General features: G+C 67.1%; 15 protein-coding genes and 1 other RNA gene. 6 read left to right on the top strand and 10 right to left on the bottom strand.

All coding sequences use genetic code 11. From position 1 onward, the window contains the following. Positions 1-35: 35 nt before the first annotated feature. Complete coding sequence (locus G6N38_RS29695) at positions 36-707, bottom strand: HAD-IA family hydrolase (RefSeq protein ID WP_163751644.1); 672 nt, start codon at positions 705-707, stop codon at positions 36-38. Positions 708-765: 58 nt separating this feature from the next. On the opposite strand from G6N38_RS29695, the gene G6N38_RS29690 reads away from it, so the two are divergent. From G6N38_RS29690 to G6N38_RS29680, 3 genes are read left to right on the top strand one after another with little or no spacing between them, the layout of a single operon-like run. Beyond that, positions 766-1,812 (top strand): Nif3-like dinuclear metal center hexameric protein, encoded by a 1,047-nt coding sequence (locus G6N38_RS29690; protein WP_163751643.1) that lies wholly within the window; start codon positions 766-768, stop codon positions 1,810-1,812. Beyond that, on the top strand, positions 1,809-2,540 hold the full coding sequence (locus tag G6N38_RS29685) for a zinc ribbon domain-containing protein (protein WP_163751642.1): 732 nt from the start codon (positions 1,809-1,811) through the stop codon (positions 2,538-2,540). The genes G6N38_RS29690 and G6N38_RS29685 overlap by 4 nt, the downstream gene beginning before the upstream one ends. Before the next feature lie 2 nt (positions 2,541-2,542). Beyond that, positions 2,543-3,622: a bifunctional RNase H/acid phosphatase gene (locus tag G6N38_RS29680; protein ID WP_163751641.1), complete on the top strand. Its 1,080-nt coding sequence runs from the start codon at positions 2,543-2,545 to the stop codon at positions 3,620-3,622. 3 nt (positions 3,623-3,625) lie between these two features. On the opposite strand, the gene G6N38_RS29675 is transcribed toward G6N38_RS29680, so the two are convergent. Further along, on the bottom strand, positions 3,626-4,195 hold the full coding sequence (locus G6N38_RS29675; RefSeq protein WP_163751640.1) for a type II toxin-antitoxin system RelB family anti-toxin: 570 nt from the start codon (positions 4,193-4,195) through the stop codon (positions 3,626-3,628). A 46-nt stretch (positions 4,196-4,241) separates the two neighbouring features. On the opposite strand from G6N38_RS29675, the gene G6N38_RS29670 reads away from it, so the two are divergent. Together G6N38_RS29670 and rnpB are read left to right on the top strand one after the other, a co-directional pair. Further along, a complete protein-coding gene (locus G6N38_RS29670; protein WP_163751639.1) occupies positions 4,242-4,862 on the top strand; it encodes an SAM-dependent methyltransferase in 621 nt (206 codons plus the stop codon). A gap of 48 nt (positions 4,863-4,910) precedes the next feature. Next, an RNA gene (gene rnpB, locus G6N38_RS29665) (RNase P RNA component class A) lies at positions 4,911-5,303 on the top strand. A gap of 73 nt (positions 5,304-5,376) precedes the next feature. On the opposite strand, the gene G6N38_RS29660 is transcribed toward rnpB, so the two are convergent. Continuing rightward, a complete protein-coding gene (locus G6N38_RS29660) occupies positions 5,377-5,712 on the bottom strand; it encodes a hypothetical protein (protein WP_246227518.1) in 336 nt (111 codons plus the stop codon). Positions 5,713-5,888: 176 nt separating this feature from the next. After that, positions 5,889-7,403 (bottom strand): CYTH and CHAD domain-containing protein, encoded by a 1,515-nt coding sequence (locus G6N38_RS29655; RefSeq protein ID WP_163751638.1) that lies wholly within the window; start codon positions 7,401-7,403, stop codon positions 5,889-5,891. Between the two features lie 186 nt (positions 7,404-7,589). On the opposite strand from G6N38_RS29655, the gene G6N38_RS29650 reads away from it, so the two are divergent. Then, positions 7,590-9,431 carry a fatty acyl-AMP ligase gene (locus G6N38_RS29650; protein WP_163751637.1) on the top strand — a complete coding sequence of 614 codons (1,842 nt, stop codon included), beginning with the start codon at positions 7,590-7,592 and terminating at the stop codon, positions 9,429-9,431. Between the two features lie 23 nt (positions 9,432-9,454). Here the strand turns inward: G6N38_RS29650 and G6N38_RS29645 are convergent, their stop codons facing one another. The 6 genes from G6N38_RS29645 to G6N38_RS29620 are packed head-to-tail and all read right to left on the bottom strand — an operon-like array spanning position 9,455 to position 18,233. Then, positions 9,455-10,501 carry a zinc-dependent alcohol dehydrogenase family protein gene (locus tag G6N38_RS29645; RefSeq protein ID WP_163751636.1) on the bottom strand — a complete coding sequence of 349 codons (1,047 nt, stop codon included), beginning with the start codon at positions 10,499-10,501 and terminating at the stop codon, positions 9,455-9,457. Between the two features lie 41 nt (positions 10,502-10,542). Beyond that, complete coding sequence (locus G6N38_RS29640) at positions 10,543-11,331, bottom strand: hypothetical protein (protein ID WP_163751635.1); 789 nt, start codon at positions 11,329-11,331, stop codon at positions 10,543-10,545. Between the two features lie 27 nt (positions 11,332-11,358). Then, entirely contained in the window at positions 11,359-13,671 is a 2,313-nt protein-coding gene (locus G6N38_RS29635; protein ID WP_163751634.1) for a hydantoinase B/oxoprolinase family protein, read from the bottom strand. Between the two features lie 26 nt (positions 13,672-13,697). Continuing rightward, on the bottom strand, positions 13,698-15,827 hold the full coding sequence (locus tag G6N38_RS29630) for a hydantoinase/oxoprolinase family protein (RefSeq protein WP_163751633.1): 2,130 nt from the start codon (positions 15,825-15,827) through the stop codon (positions 13,698-13,700). 21 nt (positions 15,828-15,848) lie between these two features. Beyond that, complete coding sequence (locus tag G6N38_RS29625) at positions 15,849-16,277, bottom strand: acetone carboxylase subunit gamma (RefSeq protein ID WP_163751632.1); 429 nt, start codon at positions 16,275-16,277, stop codon at positions 15,849-15,851. A gap of 48 nt (positions 16,278-16,325) precedes the next feature. After that, positions 16,326-18,233, bottom strand: a complete 1,908-nt coding sequence (locus G6N38_RS29620; protein WP_163751631.1) for a hydantoinase/oxoprolinase family protein — start codon at positions 18,231-18,233, stop codon at positions 16,326-16,328. Between the last annotated feature and the right edge of the window lie 190 nt (positions 18,234-18,423).

Genomic DNA, 18,423 nt, shown 5'->3' with positions numbered 1-18,423 from the left:
ACGGCTCGGTCTGATCCCCGGGGCCTGCCCGCCGGCTAGACACCGAGCACCTCGCGCAGCGCCGACACCGTCGGGACATGGGCGGCCGCGGCCTCGGCAGCGTGCGGCTCCAGGAAATCGGTCGCGCCGTAGCCCCATCCCACGACGACCGTGTCGATGCCGTGCTCGGCGGCGCCCTGCACGTCGTGGGCGCGATCGCCGACCATCAGCACCCGCTCGGGCAGCGGATGCAGCTGGCCCAGCGCGTGCGCCACCACGTCTGCCTTACTGGAGCGTGACCCGTCGACACTGGCGCCGGCGATCACGTCGAAGTACTCGGTCAGCTCGAAGTGCTCGAGGATCCGCCGGGCCGTCGGCTCGGCCTTGGAGGTGGCCACCGCCAGTCGCACCCCGGCCGCCCGCAGGTCACCCAGCAGCTGCGGAATGCCGTCGAACAGGCTGTTCATCGCCCAGCCCCGGCTGGTGTAGTCGGCGCGGTAGGCCGCGATCGCCTCGTCGGCGCGCTCGCCAAGACCCAGGCCGGCCAGGGTCAGGTGCATCGGCGGGCCGACGATGCGGCCGACCAGGTCACCGGGGGGCACGTCGGCGCCGATCGCGGTCAACGCGTGCCGGAAGCTGGCCACGATGCCGTCGGCCGAGTCGGTGAGGGTGCCGTCGAGATCGAAGATCACCAACTGCGGGCGGGTGTCGGAGGCCGTGCTGGTCACCGCTCCATTGTTGCCGATCGCCGCGCACTACTGTTCTTGGCGTGGTGGTGATAGCGCTATGGGCGTGAAACTGGCGGAGGTCATCGCCGTGCTCGACGCCGCGTACCCGCCTGGACTGGCGCACAGCTGGGACTCGGTCGGGCTGGTGTGCGGTGACCCGGACGGCGTGGTCGACTCCGTGACGGTGGCCGTCGACGCCACCGCCGAGGTGGCGGCGACGGTCGGACCGCGTGGACTACTGCTGGCCCACCACCCGCTGCTGTTGCGCGGCGTGGACACGGTGGCGGCCAGCACCCCGAAAGGTGCGCTGATCCACCACCTGATCCGCGATGATGCCGCGCTGTTCACCGCCCATACCAACGCCGACTCGGCCAACCCTGGCGTGTCCGACGCGCTGGCCGAGGTGCTGGGGCTGACGGTCGACGCCGTGCTCGATCCGGCCACTGGTCAGAACGCCGACAAGTGGGTGATCCTGGTGCCCGGCGCTGACGCCGACGCGGTCCGGGCGGCCGTGTTCGCCGCCGGCGCGACACCGTCGATCGGATCGGTGGAGCGTGCCGGCGAGGACCGTGTCGAGGTGGTGGCGCCGGCCCGGCTGCGGGCCCAGGTGCTTGCCGCGATCCATGCGTCACACCCCTACGAGGAGCCCGCGTTCGATGTGGTGCCGCTGGCTGCGCTGCCGGCCGGTGTGGGGATCGGCCGGGTTGGAACGCTGGCGCAACCGCTGCGGTTCGCCGATTTCGTCGCCCGGGTGGGCGCGGTGCTGCCGCAGACGACCTGGGGGGTGCGGGCGGCCGGGGACCCGGACGCTCCGGTGGCGCGGGTGGCGGTGTGTGGTGGTGCGGGCGATTCGCTGCTGGGTGCGGCGACTACCGCGGGCGTGGACGCCTACGTGACCGCCGACCTGCGTCATCATCCCGCCGACGAGCACCGGCGGGCCAGTGGCGTCGCCCTGGTCGACGTCGCACACTGGGCCAGCGAGTATCCGTGGTGCGGGCAAGCCGCCGCGCTGCTGAGGAGTCATTTCGGTGCGGCGCTGACGGTCGGTGTCTGCGACCTGCGCACCGACCCGTGGAATATCGATGTTTCGAGAGGCACGCTGTGAAAGCTGAATTGGCGCAGCAACATTCGCTCCTGGAGCTGGCCGAGCTGGATGCTGAGCTGGCTCGGCTATCCCATCGGGCGGCCAACCTGCCCGAGCAACAGACCTACGACACCGTGGAGGCCGCCCACCGCGAGGTGGGGGATCGGCTGGCGGCGTTGGGCATTGCACGGGAGGACGTCGAAGCTCAGGTGACGCGGTTCGAATCCGAGATCGACGGCGTGCGCCAGCGCGAGGACCGGGACCGCAAACTACTCGATTCCGGCACCACCAGTCCCAAACAGCTCGAGGAGCTGCAGCACGAACTGGGGACCCTCGAGCGCCGGCAGTCCAGCCTGGAGGATTCGTTGATCGAGGTGATGGAGCGCCTCGAACAGTTGGCCGGGGATCAGGCCGTGGAGGTGGCGAAAATCGAAGCGCTGCAGGCTGATCTGGCCGCGGCACTGCAAGCCCGTAATGATGCGCTGGCCGAGATCGAGCGGGTTCGTACCGGGCAGGCAGGCCGTCGGGCGCAGATCGTGGCTGGGCTGGATTCGGGCCTGGTCCAGCTCTACGAGCGGCAGCGGGCCGTATCGGGCGCCGGTGCGGCGCGGCTGCTGGGCAAGCGGTGCGGTGCGTGCCGCATCGAGCTCGATCGCGGTGAGCTGGCCAGGATCTCGGCCGCGCCGGAGGACGACGTCGTTCGCTGCCCGGAGTGCCAGGCGATCCTGTTGCGCATCGGCGGGGCGTAGGCGTGAAGGTGCTCATCGAGGCCGACGGCGGATCGCGGGGTAACCCCGGCCCGGCCGGCTACGGCTGTGTCGTCTGGTCGGCCGATCACCAGAGTGTGCTGGCCGAGCACGGTGCGGCGATCGGGATTGCCACCAACAATGTCGCCGAGTACCGCGGGCTCATCGCGGGGCTGGAGGAGGCACGCCGCCTTGGCGCCGATGAGGTTGGCGTGTCGATGGATTCGAAGCTCGTGGTGGAGCAGATGTCCGGCCGCTGGAAGGTCAAACACCCTGCGATGGCCGAGCTGCAACAGCAGGCCCGTGCGCTGGCGTCGACATTCGATTCGGTCACCTACGAATGGATTCCGCGCGAACAGAACTCGTATGCCGACCGCCTGGCCAACGTTGCGATGGATGCGCAGGCCGCTGCCGCCGAGCCGGCATCCGCGGCGGTCGCCGTGCCGCCTGCGGTCTGGACCGGCAATCAGGGCGCACCCACGCGCGTGCTGCTGTTGCGGCACGGGCAGACCCAATTCTCCCGCGAGCGGCGCTATTCCGGCCGCGGCAACCCCGAGCTGACCAACACAGGTCGCGGCCAGGCCGATGCCGCGGCGCGCTATCTGGCCGAGAGTGGCGGCATCGACGCGGTGATCACGTCACCGCTGCGGCGTGCCTATGACACCGCGGCGGCCGCAGCCACGGCGCTCGGTCTGGGCATCACGGTCGACGATGAGCTGATCGAGACGGATTTCGGCGCCTGGGAAGGGCTGACGTTCGGGGAGGCCCGCGAACGCGACCCGGACTTGCACGGGCACTGGCTGCGAGACACCAGTTTGCGCCCGCCGGACGGGGAGAGTTTCGACGATGTGCAGCAACGGGTTCAGCGGGTCCGGACGCGGATCCTCACCGAGTATCCGGGCAAAACGGTGCTGGTGGTGTCGCACGTGACGCCGATCAAGACGATGCTGCGACTGGCGCTGGACGCCGGGACCAGCATCCTGCACCGGCTGCACCTGGACCTGGCGTCGCTGAGCATCGCGGAGTTCTATCCCGACGGCAACGCCTCGGTGCGGCTGGTGAACCAGACCTCGTATCTGAGCTGAATCCTACGGGCGCAGGTGGACTCGTTCACCATGCGGACCGAACAGGATGATGGCCTCCACTGGGCCATCGACCGCGCCGAACCAGTGCGGGGTCCAGGTGCTGAACTCCACCGCCTCGCCGGGCTCGATGACGAAATGCTGCTCGCCGAGGATCAACTGGAGCCGACCGGACAACACATAAAGCCACTCCTGGCCCTCGTGGGTGGGCAGTTCGGCCGGCGGCGTACGCCGCCGTGCGCTGATGCGGATCTTGAAGGCCTGCGGCCCGCCGGCTCCGCCGTGGCGGGTCAGCGGCCAGTAGGTGACCAGGTGGCGGGTGTGCGACGGCGCGCGGACCCGGGGGTCGACGGTCTCCGGCGCGCCGAGCAGCTCGTCGGTGCTCACCGACAGCGCCGCGGCAAGCCGGGGCAGGTGGTCAAGGGCCAGCCGGCGCTTACCGGACTCCAGCCGGCTCAGCGTTGAGGAGTCGATACCGGCCCGGGACGCGACATCCTCGAGGGTCAGACCGTGCCGGCCGCGCAGTTCGCGCAGCCGCCTGCGCACCCTGGAATCGACATCGTCGTTTGCCTGCATGGCAAAGAACCTTGCCACTCAGGCGTGGCATCGACAAGCTTGGGCCATGGACACCGATCACCACACGCACTGGGAGACCCTCTACGCGGAGAAGCCGCGAATCTGGAGCGGGCGCCCCAACGCCCGCCTCGCCGAGATCGTTAGCGGACTGACCGGTTCGCGCGCACTGGACTTGGGCTGCGGCGAGGGCGGCGACGCGATGTGGCTGGCTGAGCACGGCTGGCAGGTCGTGGCCGTCGACGTCTCCACCACCGCCCTGGCCCGCGCCGCCGAAGACGCCCAAACCCGAGGAGTGCTGGGACGCATCGACTTCCAGCACCACGATCTCACCAAAACCCTTCCCGACGGGCCGTTCGACCTGGTTTCGGCGCATTTCTTCCACACCCCCCTGGAGATGGACCGGGTCGCGATTCTGCGCCGCGCCGCCGCGACTCTTGCTCCGGGTGGCACGTTGCTGATCGTCGACCACGGCGGCGCCCCGCCGTGGGCCTCCGAGGAGATGCACCACCACGAGTTCCCGGCTGCCGAGGAGGTACTGGCCGGCCTTGGGTTCGATGCCACGCAGTGGGAGACGGTGCGGCTGGGGCCGGCCGAGCGCGATGCTGTCGGACCCGATGGTCAGCAGGCCAGCATCGTCGACAATGTGATCCAACTGCGGCGCAGGTGAGCACGTAGTCGCGGAAAAAGCGGCCAGGCGCTACCTTGTTCAGGCGAACGAGTTGGCTGGGCGGCCGCGGCTCTCATGAGTCGAGGAAAGTCCGGACTTCACAGAGCAGGGTGATTGCTAACGGCAATCCGAGGTGACTCGCGGGACAGTGCCACAGAAAAGAAACCGCCACCCGTAAGGGTGGTAAGGGTGAAACGGTGCGGTAAGAGCGCACCAGCATTCCGGGTGACCGGGATGGCTTGGTAAACCCCACCCGAAGCAAGGCCAAGAGGCCGCACCTGGTGTGGCTGCGCAGGTGTTCGAGGGCTGCTCGCCCGAGCCTGCGGGTAGGCCGCTCGAGGCACCCGGCGACGGTGTGCCCAGATGGATGGTCGCCGCCGCCCTGCCACGGTTACCCGGGGCAGGGCGGGACAGAATCCGGCTTACAGGCCAACTCGTTCGCCCCACGTTGACCTGGAGATTCGGCTAAGCCCTCAGCGAGACTCCGCTGCCTGACGTCGGCACCGGATCCTGGTCAGGATCGATACCCGGGAACGAGCACCGTCCCGGGGTAATTGACGTACAAGGCCAAGCACGCAAGGTTGTGCCTGCAGCTGATGATTGCCCCGGCGTCGGGTGCCGCACCGATCACTTGGTTGCCACGCGACGGCAGGTTGCAGTTCACGACGTAGGGGTTGAGTGGGACGATCCCGTTGACGCAGGGCTGCGGGCCGGTGGCGATGTGGGCGGCCGGGAGGCTGAATGTGGTCATCACCAAGCCCAGTGTCGCGATGACAATCCCGAGAAAGGCCGCCCCGAGAACGGTGGTAGCAGTTACATCCTGTGCCGAATGCGGCTGGTTTGACGTCACTGTCAGAACTCGCTTCCTACTGGTGATCAGCACAGATCAGGTCGACCGGGCTGTCACTACGTATTCGTAGCCGCGGCGTCGCTGGATTGCCGAGCGATTTCAGCCGTGCCCGGGCGCTCCTGCAGTGTCGGGACCAGCAGGTGCGGCGAGTTCTCGGGTTGCCAAGTCGGCGTGCGCTAGTGCGCCTTCTTGAAGGCCGTCCGCAAGGCGCTCAGCGCATCGTCGAGCTGATCGCGGCACCTGTTCGCCAGATCGTCCTCCAGCCGATAGAGCAGGCCGTAGGTGAACGTGTCCTCACCGGCCGCGTGCGCCACCAGGGACTGTTGAGCCAGGTGCGTACGGCTGACCACACTGTCCTGGTGATCGCCGAGCAGGGTCTGGATGGTCTTGGCCCGGTCCGACACCTTGGGTTCGCCGGTGGCGGCGGCGACGTAGCGAAGTCGCTTGGCGCCCTTACGGATCCGGTGCAGCGCCTCGTCGCGGTCCTCAGTGGCCGCCGCGGCGTTCTTGGCGGCCTTGCGCACCCGCCGGTAGGCCGAGTCGATGCTCACCGGCTTCGGCTCTTCACCCGGAGCGGCTTCCGGCGGCTGTGCGGCGACCAGCCCGTCGAGGGTATCGAGCAGCCGGAAGTAACGGGGAGAGCGCATCGCGGACAGCGAGCGCCGCAGACCGGCCTGGTAGCTGCGCTGTGCGCCGGCCACCAGACGCTCGTACACCGGACCACGGATGAGGTCGTCGGGCAGGGCCTTGAGCGCCACCTCGTAGCGTTCGGCGAGCACCTCGGCGTCGCGGGCGACACCCAGCACGCCGGCCAGCTGACGCAGCTCATCGAGCACCCAGGAGTCGTCGGTCAGCCCGAACGTGTCCTCGGAGGCCTGCAACAGGCTGCGGATCTTGCGGGTGGTCACCCGCATCTGATGGACGGAGTCGTAGGTGTCCGCGCGCACCGCGCGGTCCCACACCAGCAGCTCGTCCACCTGCTCGGCGACCGCCCGGTGCACCGGATCCGATGACAGCTCCGGCTCCTCGGCCATCTCGGGGAGCGAACCGGCGGTGTCGAGCACCTTCGCCAGCTTCGAGCCATGCCCGGCGGGCGCCGCACCGGCATCCAACAGCCGGTTGCCCAGGCGCTTGAGCAGATCCCTGCCGCCATCGATCTCGCCGTCGACCAGCTCCAGCTCCCACTCGTGCCAGCGCTGTTCCTCCCCGGCCTCGCCGTCGGCCGGTCCCAGGGCCCACGCGCTGACCTCGTCGTCACAGAACTCGGCCAGCGCCGATCCGTCCCCGCCGTAGAGCATCACCACATTGCGGGTCGTGGCGATCCGCGCGACCGGCGCCAGCGGGCGGTCCCGCACGATCGCCAGCACGATGTCGAGCAGCTCGTCGGGCACCGGCATGTCCGCCACTTCGGTGGAGGTGTCCAGCGGTGCATGGACCTCGGTGCGGGCGTCGGGCCCGGCGGGCAGCTTGAGGTGCCAGCCGGCATCGGGGCCACCCGTGCGGCGGCGCAGCGTGATCCGGTGGGCGGCCAAATCGCGCCCGGGTGTGTCGAAGTACACAGCGTCCAGCGACTGCGCTGGTTGCCGCTCCACCCGGGCCACCGCGGCAAGCCCGTCGAAGGACGGGAACACCGTGCCTGCGGGGACGTCGAACTTTCGCTCCACCTCGACATGGCGGTTTCCAGAACCCATTTTCACCTTCGCTCGCGACGATCATCGGCGGTACGCATTGCTGCACAGGGTGTCACACCTGAGTGAACACGACGCCGTACTTTCTTGGGGCCCGGCGACGGCTCAGCCTCGCCGAGGTGCCGCGAGATCGCGGCACGCCGACACATGTAGGCGGTGTGGCACCGGCAGGAGTCTTAAAATCTCCTTATGAACCGCGGAACACTTGCCAATTCTGGTCAGGGGACGCGCTTGAAACTCGAGGATTACCTCGATGCCGACGGCAACATCGTCCTGCCGCCAGGCCTGACGCTGATGACCTTTCTCGACCACAACGTGCTCGAGTTCGGCGACAGCGTGGTGTATCGCTACCTCGACTATGACCACGACTCCACCGGCAACGCCGTCGAGCTGACGTGGCGGGAGCTTGGCGCGCGGCTGCGTGCGGTCGCCGCACGGCTGCAGCAGGTGACCCAGCCCGGTGACCGGGTTGCGATACTGGCGCCGCAGGGCATCGACTACGTGGTCGGTTTCTTCGGCGCGATCCAGGCCGGCACTATCGCCGTCCCGTTGTTCGCGCCGGAACTGCCGGGCCACGGCGAACGACTCGAAGCCGTCATGTCGGACGCCCAGCCCTCGGTGGTGCTCACCACCACGGCGGCAGCCGACCGGGTGCGGAGCTTCCTGCGTACGTCGCCGCGATCGCAGCGCCCCCGGGTGATCGCGCTCGACGCGCTGCCGGAGTCGGTCGGCGCGACCTTCACCCCAGCGCGGTTGCAGAGCAGTGATCTGGCCTATCTGCAGTACACGTCGGGCTCGACGCGCACCCCCGCCGGAGTGGAGATCACCCACCGGGCGGTGCTGACCAACGTCGCCCAGATGATCATCTCGGTGGGATTGGACTTCGACACCACCAGCGTCAGCTGGCTGCCCCTGTTCCATGACATGGGCCTGCTGATGATCATGTTCCCGGCGATGTTCGGCGGGCATCTGACGCTGATGTCGCCGACGGCGTTCGTGCGCCGGCCCCATCGCTGGATCAAAGAGCTTGCCGTGGAAGCACAATACGGTCGAACCTTCGCCGCCGCGCCCAACTTCGCCTTCGAGCTCGCCGCGCAGCGGGGCCTGCCGCCCCGGGGCGAGGACCTCGACCTGAGCAACGTGGCCGGGCTGATCAATGGCTCCGAGCCGGTCAACATCGATTCGATCAACACCTTCAACGACGTGTTCGCCCCCTACGGGCTGCCGCCCACCGCGGTCAAACCGTCCTACGGCATGGCCGAGGCAACCCTGTTCGTATCGACCATCGGCGCCGAAGATCAGGCCCGCGCAACGTATCTCGATCGCACCGAACTCGGTGCCGGCCGCGCGGTGCGGGTGCCGCCCGACGCGCCCAACGCCGTGCCGCAGGTGTCCTGCGGGCGGGTTGCGCGCAGCCAGTGGGCGGCCATCGTGGACCCGGTGTCCGAAGTCGAACTCCCCGACGGCCAGGTGGGCGAGATCTGGCTGCATGGCGACAACATCGGCCGCGGGTATTGGGGCCGGGACGTCGAGACCGAGCGGTCGTTCCGCAACAAGCTGCAGGTGCGGCTGGAGAGCGGCAGCCACGCCGACGGGGCCCCGGCCGAGGCCACCTGGTTTCGCACCGGCGACATGGGTGTGCACCTGGACGGTCAGCTCTACATCACCGGCCGGATCAAGGATCTGGTGATCATCGACGGCCGCAATCACTATCCGCAGGACATCGAGGCCACCGTTGCCGCGGCCTCGCCGGCTGTGCGGACCGGGTTCGTGGCGGCCTTCTCCGTGCCTGCCGCCGAAGGCGCGGGGGAGCGCCTGGTGATCGTCGCCGAGCGGGCCCCCGGTGCGGGCAAGGCCGAACCCGGGCCCATCGTCGAGGTGATCCGGGCGGCCGTCTCGCGCCAGCACGCCCTGCCGGTTGCCGACGTCCGCATGGTCGCCGCCGGCACGATCCCGCGCACCACGAGTGGCAAGTTGGCCCGGCGCGCCTGCCGCGACGAGTACCTGGCCGGCGTGTACGGGCCGCGCTAGACCCGTCGAGGGCCGCCCGATTACTACCGCTTGGCAGTCAGCAGGACTTTCAGTGCCCCCGTAGCGGCGGCATCACCAAACACGTCGTAGGCCCGGGTGAACTCGTCGAGGCCGAATCGATGGGTGACCATCGATGTGGTGTCCAACTTTCCGCTGGCGAGCAACTTGATCAGGGTGGGCGTCGAGAACGTGTCCACCAGTCCAGTGGTGATGGTGATGTTCTTGATCCAGATGTCCTCGAGATGCAACGTCGCGGCCGTGCCGTGTACGCCGACGTTCGCGACATGCCCACCCGGCCGCACCAGCGTGACCGCCTGCTCGAAGGTCTGGGGGAGCCCGACCGCCTCCATCACGACGTCGGCACCCAGCCCATCCGTCAGCCCCAGGATCACCTCGCGAGGATCGTGGCGCGCGGGATTGACGACGACGTCGGCGCCGAAACTCCTGGCCGCGTCCAGCCGGGTGTCGGCCAGGTCGATCGCGACGATATGACTGGGACTGAACAGCCGAGCGGTCATGATCGCGGCCAAGCCGATCGGTCCGGCACCCACGATCGCGACGACGTCAGCCGGTTGGACGTTGCCGTTGAGCACTCCGACCTCGTAGGCGGTTGGCAGGATATCGGCCAGCACGATCATCTGGTCGTCGGTGACACCGTCGGGAACCGGGTAGAGCGAGTTGTCGGCGAAAGGGACGCGGACGTACTCGGCTTGAGTGCCGTCGATGCGATGTCCCAGGATCCATCCGCCGCCGCCGATGCATTGGCCGTAGCTGTTCTCCCGGCAGTACCGGCAGCTGCCACATGAGGTGATGCACGAGACCAACACCCGATCACCGACGGCGAACCGGCGAACGCCGGGACCGACCGCAGTGATCGTGCCGACCGCCTCGTGGCCCAGGATGCGCCCATCGGTCACCGCTGGGACGTCGCCACGCAGGATGTGCAGATCCGTTCCGCAGATCGTCACCGTGTCGACGCGCACCACAGCGTCGGCGGGATCGTCGATGACGGGATCAGCGACTTCCTCCCAATTACGTTGTCCCGGGCCGTGATAGACAAGCGCCTTCATCTTTACCTTCCTATGGTCTGCTGAGCGGGCAAGACTGCCTTTCAGCGCAGGGTGGCCAGTTGGTCCAGGACGGTCTCCGGTGTTCCGGTGTCGGGGATCGTCGTTACCAGGACGTCGGTGTCTGGCACGGTGTCGCCGGATGTCCAGAATTCCGGTGCAATGACGCCGACCGACGGCGAGCCTGGCTGGCCGGTGATTCCGTCGGATTGCCACAGGGCCAGTGACCAGTCGAAGTGCGCGGCGACGTTGGCCAGGGCGGTATAGGACTCCAGGTGCTCGGGAGAGCTGAACCGCGCCTGGCGGGCGTCAAAAAGGACCAGGGCCAGCGGAAGAGCCCCCAGTTGTCCCAGCCATTCGGCGATGTACATCGATGCGCTGTCGGCTCGGTCGGCATCGACGTCGTCGAGGGGGCTGCCGGCCAGCTGGTGTGCCCAGGCCAGCCAACAGGCCGGCGAGGGAACGTGCAACACCAGCGGTCGGGCCGAGGTGGCAGCCACGGTGCTCAGCGACTCGAGAACCGCGGTGAGTATCCGCGGGTCGCCGAGCACCGTCCGCAGCGGATATCCGCAGCGCGAACGCGCCCCCATCGCTTCGATCAGTTCCGGACGAGCCTCGCAGTGAGCCTCGAAGACCCGGCGGATGTCGATCCACTGGGCGTCGGGATCGAGCAGACCGCGGACCTGACCGAAATGCGCTGTCAGCGCCGCGGTGTCGGTCCACGGGATCGGTGCGCCCTGCCGGATCACCGCGGTGGAGTACTGCGCATCGTCGATGAACAATGGCCGCCGCCGCCCACTGGGTGGTTCGACGACAAGGGTTTTCAACATCATCGTGAGTTCCTTGTTGATAGCCGCGGATCAGGTCAGTCGGTTGACAGTCTCGCCGTATTTGGACTCCAATTCGGCGATGCGTGCCTCGAGTTTGTTGATCTTGACCTCGCGGCGGTCGGGAACCATCACGATCGGCAGCTCGTTGAGCGGTGCGGTCACGCGCTCCGGACCGTCGATGCTGTAGACCGTTGCCGTGATATCCGGGGCGTCCTCGGTCCAGGTACCCCAGGATCCGTAGTAGGCAAGATCTTTCGGTGGCTCCGGTGTGACGAAGTCCGCGCAGAACTCGGCGAACGGCTTGCCGCGCCGCAACCGTGCCTTGCGCGCCTCGACGCGGGCGGCCAGGGTCGCTGCCGCGTCGAGCCGGTAGGTGGCGGGGTCGTAGCGCACCCCGAAGATATCCTCGGCCACCTTCTGGCTGATCCGGCCCAGCTCGGCGTCCCGCACGACCGACTCCGGCAACCGCTCCAGCGGATCTCCGTATCCGCCGCCGGCGCCCTGACTGATCATGTAGAGCTCACCGTCCTTGGCGAGATCGAACTGCAACCCCATGTGATAGGTCGAGTACCGGCCGTCCGGGAACGGCCGGTTGTTCATGACCTTCTCCATCGACAGGTCGAACGTCTTGTTGTCCCGCCGGAAGTGCTCGTAGACGTTGGTGCCCTTGACCATGGCCAGCGGATACGTGCCGCACCCGTACCCGCCGTACATGCCGTAGATGGAGGAGAACTTCGCCCCCGAGGTCACCGTCATGAACCCCCATTGGGGGCTGCCCTCGGCCGCGACGATCATCTCGTAACCCATGCCGCCGGTGAACTTGCCGAAGCCCATGTTGTCCCGGACCAGCCGCTTGGCCACCAGCTGCATGAACGGCACCTCTTCCTCCATCACCTCCTGTTCGGCGGTATCGGCCATGGCGCAGAACAGCGGCGAGACGGCATCCTCGCCGTCGCGGAACGGCTTTGCGCCACCGGGCATCCCGTTGAGGTCGGCGCACAGATTGCCGACCATGTCGCCGTGTTGGGTGATGCCTCCCCACAGGAAGGTGTTGATCTGATTGAACCAGTTGGCCACCACGTTGCTGTACTTGTGTGGTGTGGAAAACGACATCCGGCTGTAGAGCGCCTGCATGCAGGAGAAGCCGCGGAAGGAAGCCTGCAGCGACTGGCCCATGGGTGCGTCGTAGGACGCGTCGGCCCAGGTGCCTTCGTCGGACACGATATCGATGCAGCTCATGGCGGCGGTGCAGCGCGGCAGGTCCGGCCACCAGAACGCCAGAATCGCCTGCATCATCATCGATTTCACCGAACATAGCGGCGAGTTGATGGCCCGGTTGAGGATCTCGGGCCCGGTGCCGCGCAGATCGACGGTCATGTGGTCACCCTTGACGGTGATCGTGCACGCAAACTTGATCAGGATGTTCTCCTTGAGCGTGCTGTCCATGAACTGATCGAACCGGTAAGTCCCGTCTGGCAATTCGCTGATCCGGCGGCGCACCTCGAGATCGACGTCTTCGACGGTGGTGCGCAGCGCGGCCACGAACGTGTCGACACCCACCTCGTCGATCACCTTGTCGACGCGTTCCATGATCTTGCGCACCGCGGTGATCTTGACCTTCAGGTCGGCGAGCTGCAGTTTGGGGTCCCGAACCGAATGCTGCAGGAACGTCAGCAGATCCCGGCGGAGTTCGCCGCGCTCGACGATCTTGAACGGGCTCATCCTCAGCCCATCGTCGAATGCGGTCTCCGAGCCAGAGGGCATGCCACCGGGCTCGCATGCGCCGTTCTCACCTTCGTGGATGGTGGCGGCGACCCAGGCGATGATCTCCCCGTCACGCATGATCGGCATGATCATCGACTGGTCGGTGTTGTGCACGTTGCCGAATCGGGCGTCGTTGTGGATGAAGCCGTCACCGGGGTTGATGCCGACGGTCGGCTCGTCCTTCCAGTACTTCATGATGTACCGGATCGGGTGGTGCAGGATCGCGCTGAAGGCGATGACACCGTGGCAGGACAGGTATGAGACATCCCCGGACCCGGTGTAGATCGCCGTGGTGAGATCACCCCACTTGGCGCCGGGCGCCGCGCCCTGCGCCTCGCACATCTCATAGCCCTCATCGAGGGCGCCGGCGATGCGTTTGCGGATGCGTTCCACCTGCAGGCGGTCCACCCCGGCGGCGATGGCCGTCTCCTCGTGCGGCGAGCGCTCCGAAATACGGTGGCTTCGCATGATTTCCGGGTCTGGCCCGAGGAACAAGGTGGTTTCGTCCATGAATTGGTCGACCCACTGCTGCTCCTCGGCCGTCAGAGTGCCGGCCGGGCGTTCGTTGATGGTGGTCATGTGTGTGTCCTTTGCTCGGTTTCGGTTCAGTCCTGCAGGAACCAGACGGCGCCCTGGCTGGTGGGTTCCAACCGCCAGCCGGGTTCGACGAGGAACGTGGTGTTTTCGGTGGTGACGATCGCCGGGCCGGTGATCACGCGGTCTGCGGTCAGCGAGTCCTGGTCATAGACCGGGGTGTCGATCGGATCGGCGATGCCGATGAAGTGGGCCAGGCGAGAACCCACCGGAGTCGGCGCAGTGCGATGGCCGCCGTCCTCGAGTGACTCGAAGTTGACCACATCGCCGTCGACGTAGGCGGCGACCCGCACGGTGTTGCACCGGATGCCGGCTTCGGGGGCCGCCGAGGAGGCGCCGAACCGGTGGCTGTAGACGTCCCCGAACGTCTTGATGATGGCCAGCAGGTCCCCGACGCCGCCCACCCGGCGGATATCGGGCAGCGCCACCGCCTGGGTGAGCAGCTGGTTGCCATAGCGCATGTCCAGCTCGAGCCGGAACTTGACATCGTCAGCCGAAAAGCCCTGTCTGACAAGATCCTCGCAGCCGCGTTCCTCCAACTCGGCGATCACGGCGTTCAACTCGGCGTAATTGTCGTAGAGGGCCCGGGTGGTCGCGTTGTACATGGTGACGTGCACCCCGCGCTCGTGAAAGTGCAGCTGCTTCATGTTGCCCGCCCCGCAGGCCGAGAAGACCGAGGAGAACGGCGGAGCCAGAACACGTTTGATGCCGGCGTGCCGGGCCACTCCGCAAGCGTGCAGCGGCCCGTTGCCGCCGTAGGCCAGCATGGTGAAGTCCTCGGGCAGGTAGCCCCGGACCCGTAGTTCCTTGCCGATGCCGATGGCCATCTGTTCGTCCACGCCGTCCTTGATCACCCGGGCGACGTCGATGGGATCCATATCGAGGTGATCGCACAGCTCTTCTTCGATGGCGAACAGTGACCGCCTCGGGTTGAGCTTGATGTAGCCGTTGGCGTAGTTGTCCGGGTCGAGGTACCCCAGGAGCAGGTCGGCGTCGGTGACCGTCGGTTTGAGCCCGCCACGGTCGTAACATGCCGGTCCGGGATTGGAGCCCGCCGACTTCGGGCCGATCTTGACCGAGTTGTGGATGCGGTCGTAGGCCGCGATCGATCCGCCACCGGCGCCGAGGGTGTCGAGGTGCACCATCGGCACCGAGACCAGCCAGCGGTCGATGGTGGGCAGGAAGTCGTAATGCTTGACACCGCCCTCGGGTACCAGGCCGATGTCGAACGAGGTGCCGCCCATGTCCGTGGCGATGACGTGGCCGATTCCGGTCTCGTTCGAAAGATGCTCGGCGGCACCGACTCCGGCGATCGGGCCGGAGTGGATCGTCTGCAGCGCATCGGTGGAGTTCATCTGGGCCATGCCGCCGGAGTTGTGGATCACCAGCATCGGCTTGTCATAGCCGAAGTCCCGCAGGTTGGTCGACAACTGGGCCAGCGCGTGGAACATGATCTCGTGGAGGTAGCCGTCGATGATGGTCGACGTGGCCCGCACGTACTCGCCCTTGCGGCCGGACACCTGATGGCCGAGCAGCACCGGAATGGCGCCCAGCTCGTGCGGCGGGAACTCGTCGAGAATGATTTCCTGGACGGCCAATTCGTGATCGGGGTTCTCGGTGGAGTTGACCAGCGAGACCACGATCGCCTCGGCGCCGGCATCGACCAGTTCACGCACCACGTTGCGGACATCCTCGGGGTCGAGGCGGGCCACCACCTTGCCGGCGGAGTTGATTCGCTCCTTCACCGAGCGGATCATCGCCCGCGGTACCAGCGGGTCGGGCCGTTCGGCAGCCGGAAGATTCTGCTGCATCCCGTAGTCGAGGCCCTCGCCGTAGCCGCGGCCGCGGGACAGCGGGATGGTGTCCTCGAATCCGTGGGTGACGATCGCGGCCACCTTCGGGCCGTTGCGTTCGATGAGCGCATTGGTGCCCAGGGTGGTGGCGTAGCGCACCGAATCCACCTCGGAGAGCACCGTAGAGCGATCCAGTCCGGCGCGTTTGCAGGCCAAGTCGAGGGCGTCGTTGAAACCGACGGCCAAGTTGTGGTGGGTGGTCAGGGCCTTGGCGTCGACATAAATGTCGTCCCAGACGAAGAAGCAGTCGGTGAACGTGCCACCGATGTCGACCGAAATACGTTTCATCTCTTGGTTTCTCCTGTCAGCTCAGTGCAGGTGGCCGATGGCCTTGAGGGCCGCGGTGTGCTTCTGGGCGTCTTCGCCCGGCCCGTAGTTGTGGACTTTCTCCGCGTCGACCCCGCGCTGCTCCCACTGGGCGCGCAGCGCTGCCACGTCGACGACGATGTCGAGCACCGGGGGATGGCCCGGGGGGAGGTATTCGCATTCGAGCTGTGTGCCGCACCCGGGGCAGTAGTACTCGAGGATCCGGCAGTAGGAGGGGTCTGGGCTGAACGTGTACTCGTAGCGGTCGGGGTCGAGTACCGGCTGGTGAATCTCGCGGGGGTCGCGGTCGTAGACCAGTGTCCCCGGCTTGTAGTTCTCATGGGCAGAGCCCATGTCGTGGGCGCACACTCGACATACCCAGCGCTCGGTGTCGAGGTCGATCACGAGATACTCGGTCATGGGTACTCGCATGGGAGCATTCCTTTCTGGAAGCAGTGAATAACGGGACTGGGGCGCCGGTTAGGCGTTATCGATGAGCAGGAGATCGCCGGCCGAGGTCACCTGGAAGGTCCACCCGGGAAGCACTCGTGCGGTGAAGAAGGAACCCTCGACGATCGCTGGGCCGCTGCCGGCATGGCCGGGTTCGAGCTGGTCGAGCGCATGCACCGGCACCGTGTCAACGGTGTTGGTGGCCGAGCGCACGCTGCGCTGCCCGATCGACGGTGCGGCAGTGGTTTCGATGACGGTGTCGCCAGCCAGGTCGGGGTGCGGCAGCGCGGCGGTGGTACTCAATTGCAGTGACACTGCACAACCGGGGAAGTCGACTTCGTCACCCGGCTGATAGGGCAGCCGGGACACCGTGGCGTCATCGAGGTTCTCCACCAGCAGCTGCCACGACGTGTCGCACTCGGCCAGCGAATAGCCCTCTTGGAACATGTCCCGCTCGGCACGCGTGAGCAGTGCGTCGTGGGTCTGCCGCGCCGCCTCGGTGCTGGGTTCGGCGACGATGACTTCGTAGGTCTTGCCGATGTCGGAGAACGAGATTCCGAACGCGGAGAAGACCGCCGCGGTGCGCGGAATGAGGACCCGCTTGACACCGGCGAGGCGCGCCGCGCCCGCCGCGCTCATCGGGCCGGCCCCGCCGAACGCCAGCAAGGTGGTGTCCGCTCTGACCTGATCGGCGAACGCGTCGGCAAGCGCCCGGAAGTAGGCCTGCTCCATCTGGATCAGCGCTTCCTCCAACGAGATTCCCAGCGGGGTGGCAATCGCGTCGGTGATCGCCGCCCGTGACCGGTCGGCGTCGAGGGTGAAGGTGCCGTCCAGGTAGGTATCCGGATCCAGGATTCCCAGCAGCAGGTTGACATCGGTGATGGTGGCCTGCTTGCCGCCGAACCCGAAACAAGCCGGTCCCGGTGCGGCGCCCACCGATTGGGGTCCGACCACGATGGCGCCGTCGAGCACCCTGATGACCGATGACCCGCCGACGCCGGCGGAGGACACATTGCTCAGCGGATAGGACATCGCGACGCCTTCGATGGCCCCGCGCTCGGCAACGGCCACCGCGCCTGATTCGACTACACCGACGTCGGTTGTGGTCCCGCCGATGTCCATCATCAGCGCGTGGTCCAGTCCGTACCTGCCGGCCAGCGCGGCGGTGCCTTCCAGGCCACCTCGCGGTCCCGACGAATAGGTCTTCAGCGCAACCGATTTCGCCACCCGGGATGAGGCCCCGTCATTGCGGTAAACCAGCAGCGGGTTGGCCACCCGGTATTCCTTCAAGCGGCGCTCGGCTCCGTAGAGGAAGCGCTCCATGGTCGGGTGCAGGAAGGAGTTGACCACGCACGACCACACCCGGCGGGGGTGGCTGCGGTCGCCGGCCAGTTCCCAGCTGTAGATCACCGGCACCGAGCCGAGCAGGTGGCGGGGGAACTTTCGCAGCAGGATGTGGCGCAGTCGGCGCTCGTCCTCGGGCGTCGGGCCGGCGACCACGATCCGCGCGGCCCCCAGCGTGGTCAGTCGGTTGATGCTCTGGACGGCGTCGAATTCGAAGGCGTCGTCATCGGCGTCGAGGGTCACGAGGCGGTTGGCGACCAGACCTTCGAACAGCTTCTCTTCGGCCGGCGAGGTGCGCATCTGGTCATCGAGCCCGGCGATCGAGGTGAGCACGCCGATCATCGGCCCGCGCCGTTCGACCAGGGCGTTGGTGCCCTGAGTGGTGGAGTAGCGGATGTGTTCGGTGGCGTGCAGCAGCCGGGTGATGTCAGCATTGCCGTAGAGTGCCGCGGAAGCCTTCTCGATCCCGGTGAACAGGCACTCGGACAGGTCGTGCGGCGTGGTCAAGGTCTTGGTGAAGGTGAAGCCAGCGCCGTCCCAGACGCAGATGTCGGTGAGCGTGCCACCGTTGTCGATGTTGATCAATGTGCCCATGCGATGTTCCGTTCGTCGTCGCCTCGTGGGGTGGTTAACCGGATGAGGGGATGGGGTAGCGCAACCCTTGTGTGCTGTGCCACATCCGCTGGGACAACGTTGCCGACGTCTCACCCCGGGCCGATGTCCCAAGATGGGACATCCGGCGGGCTTTCCTGTGACGCAGATCTCGTCCACCATGGAGGCGTGA

Source organism: Mycolicibacterium helvum (genome assembly GCF_010731895.1).
GTDB classification, from domain to species: Bacteria; Actinomycetota; Actinomycetes; order Mycobacteriales; family Mycobacteriaceae; genus Mycobacterium; species Mycobacterium helvum.
The sequence above is the reverse complement of the archived record's forward strand: the minus strand, read 5'-3'. Positions and strand labels throughout refer to the sequence as shown.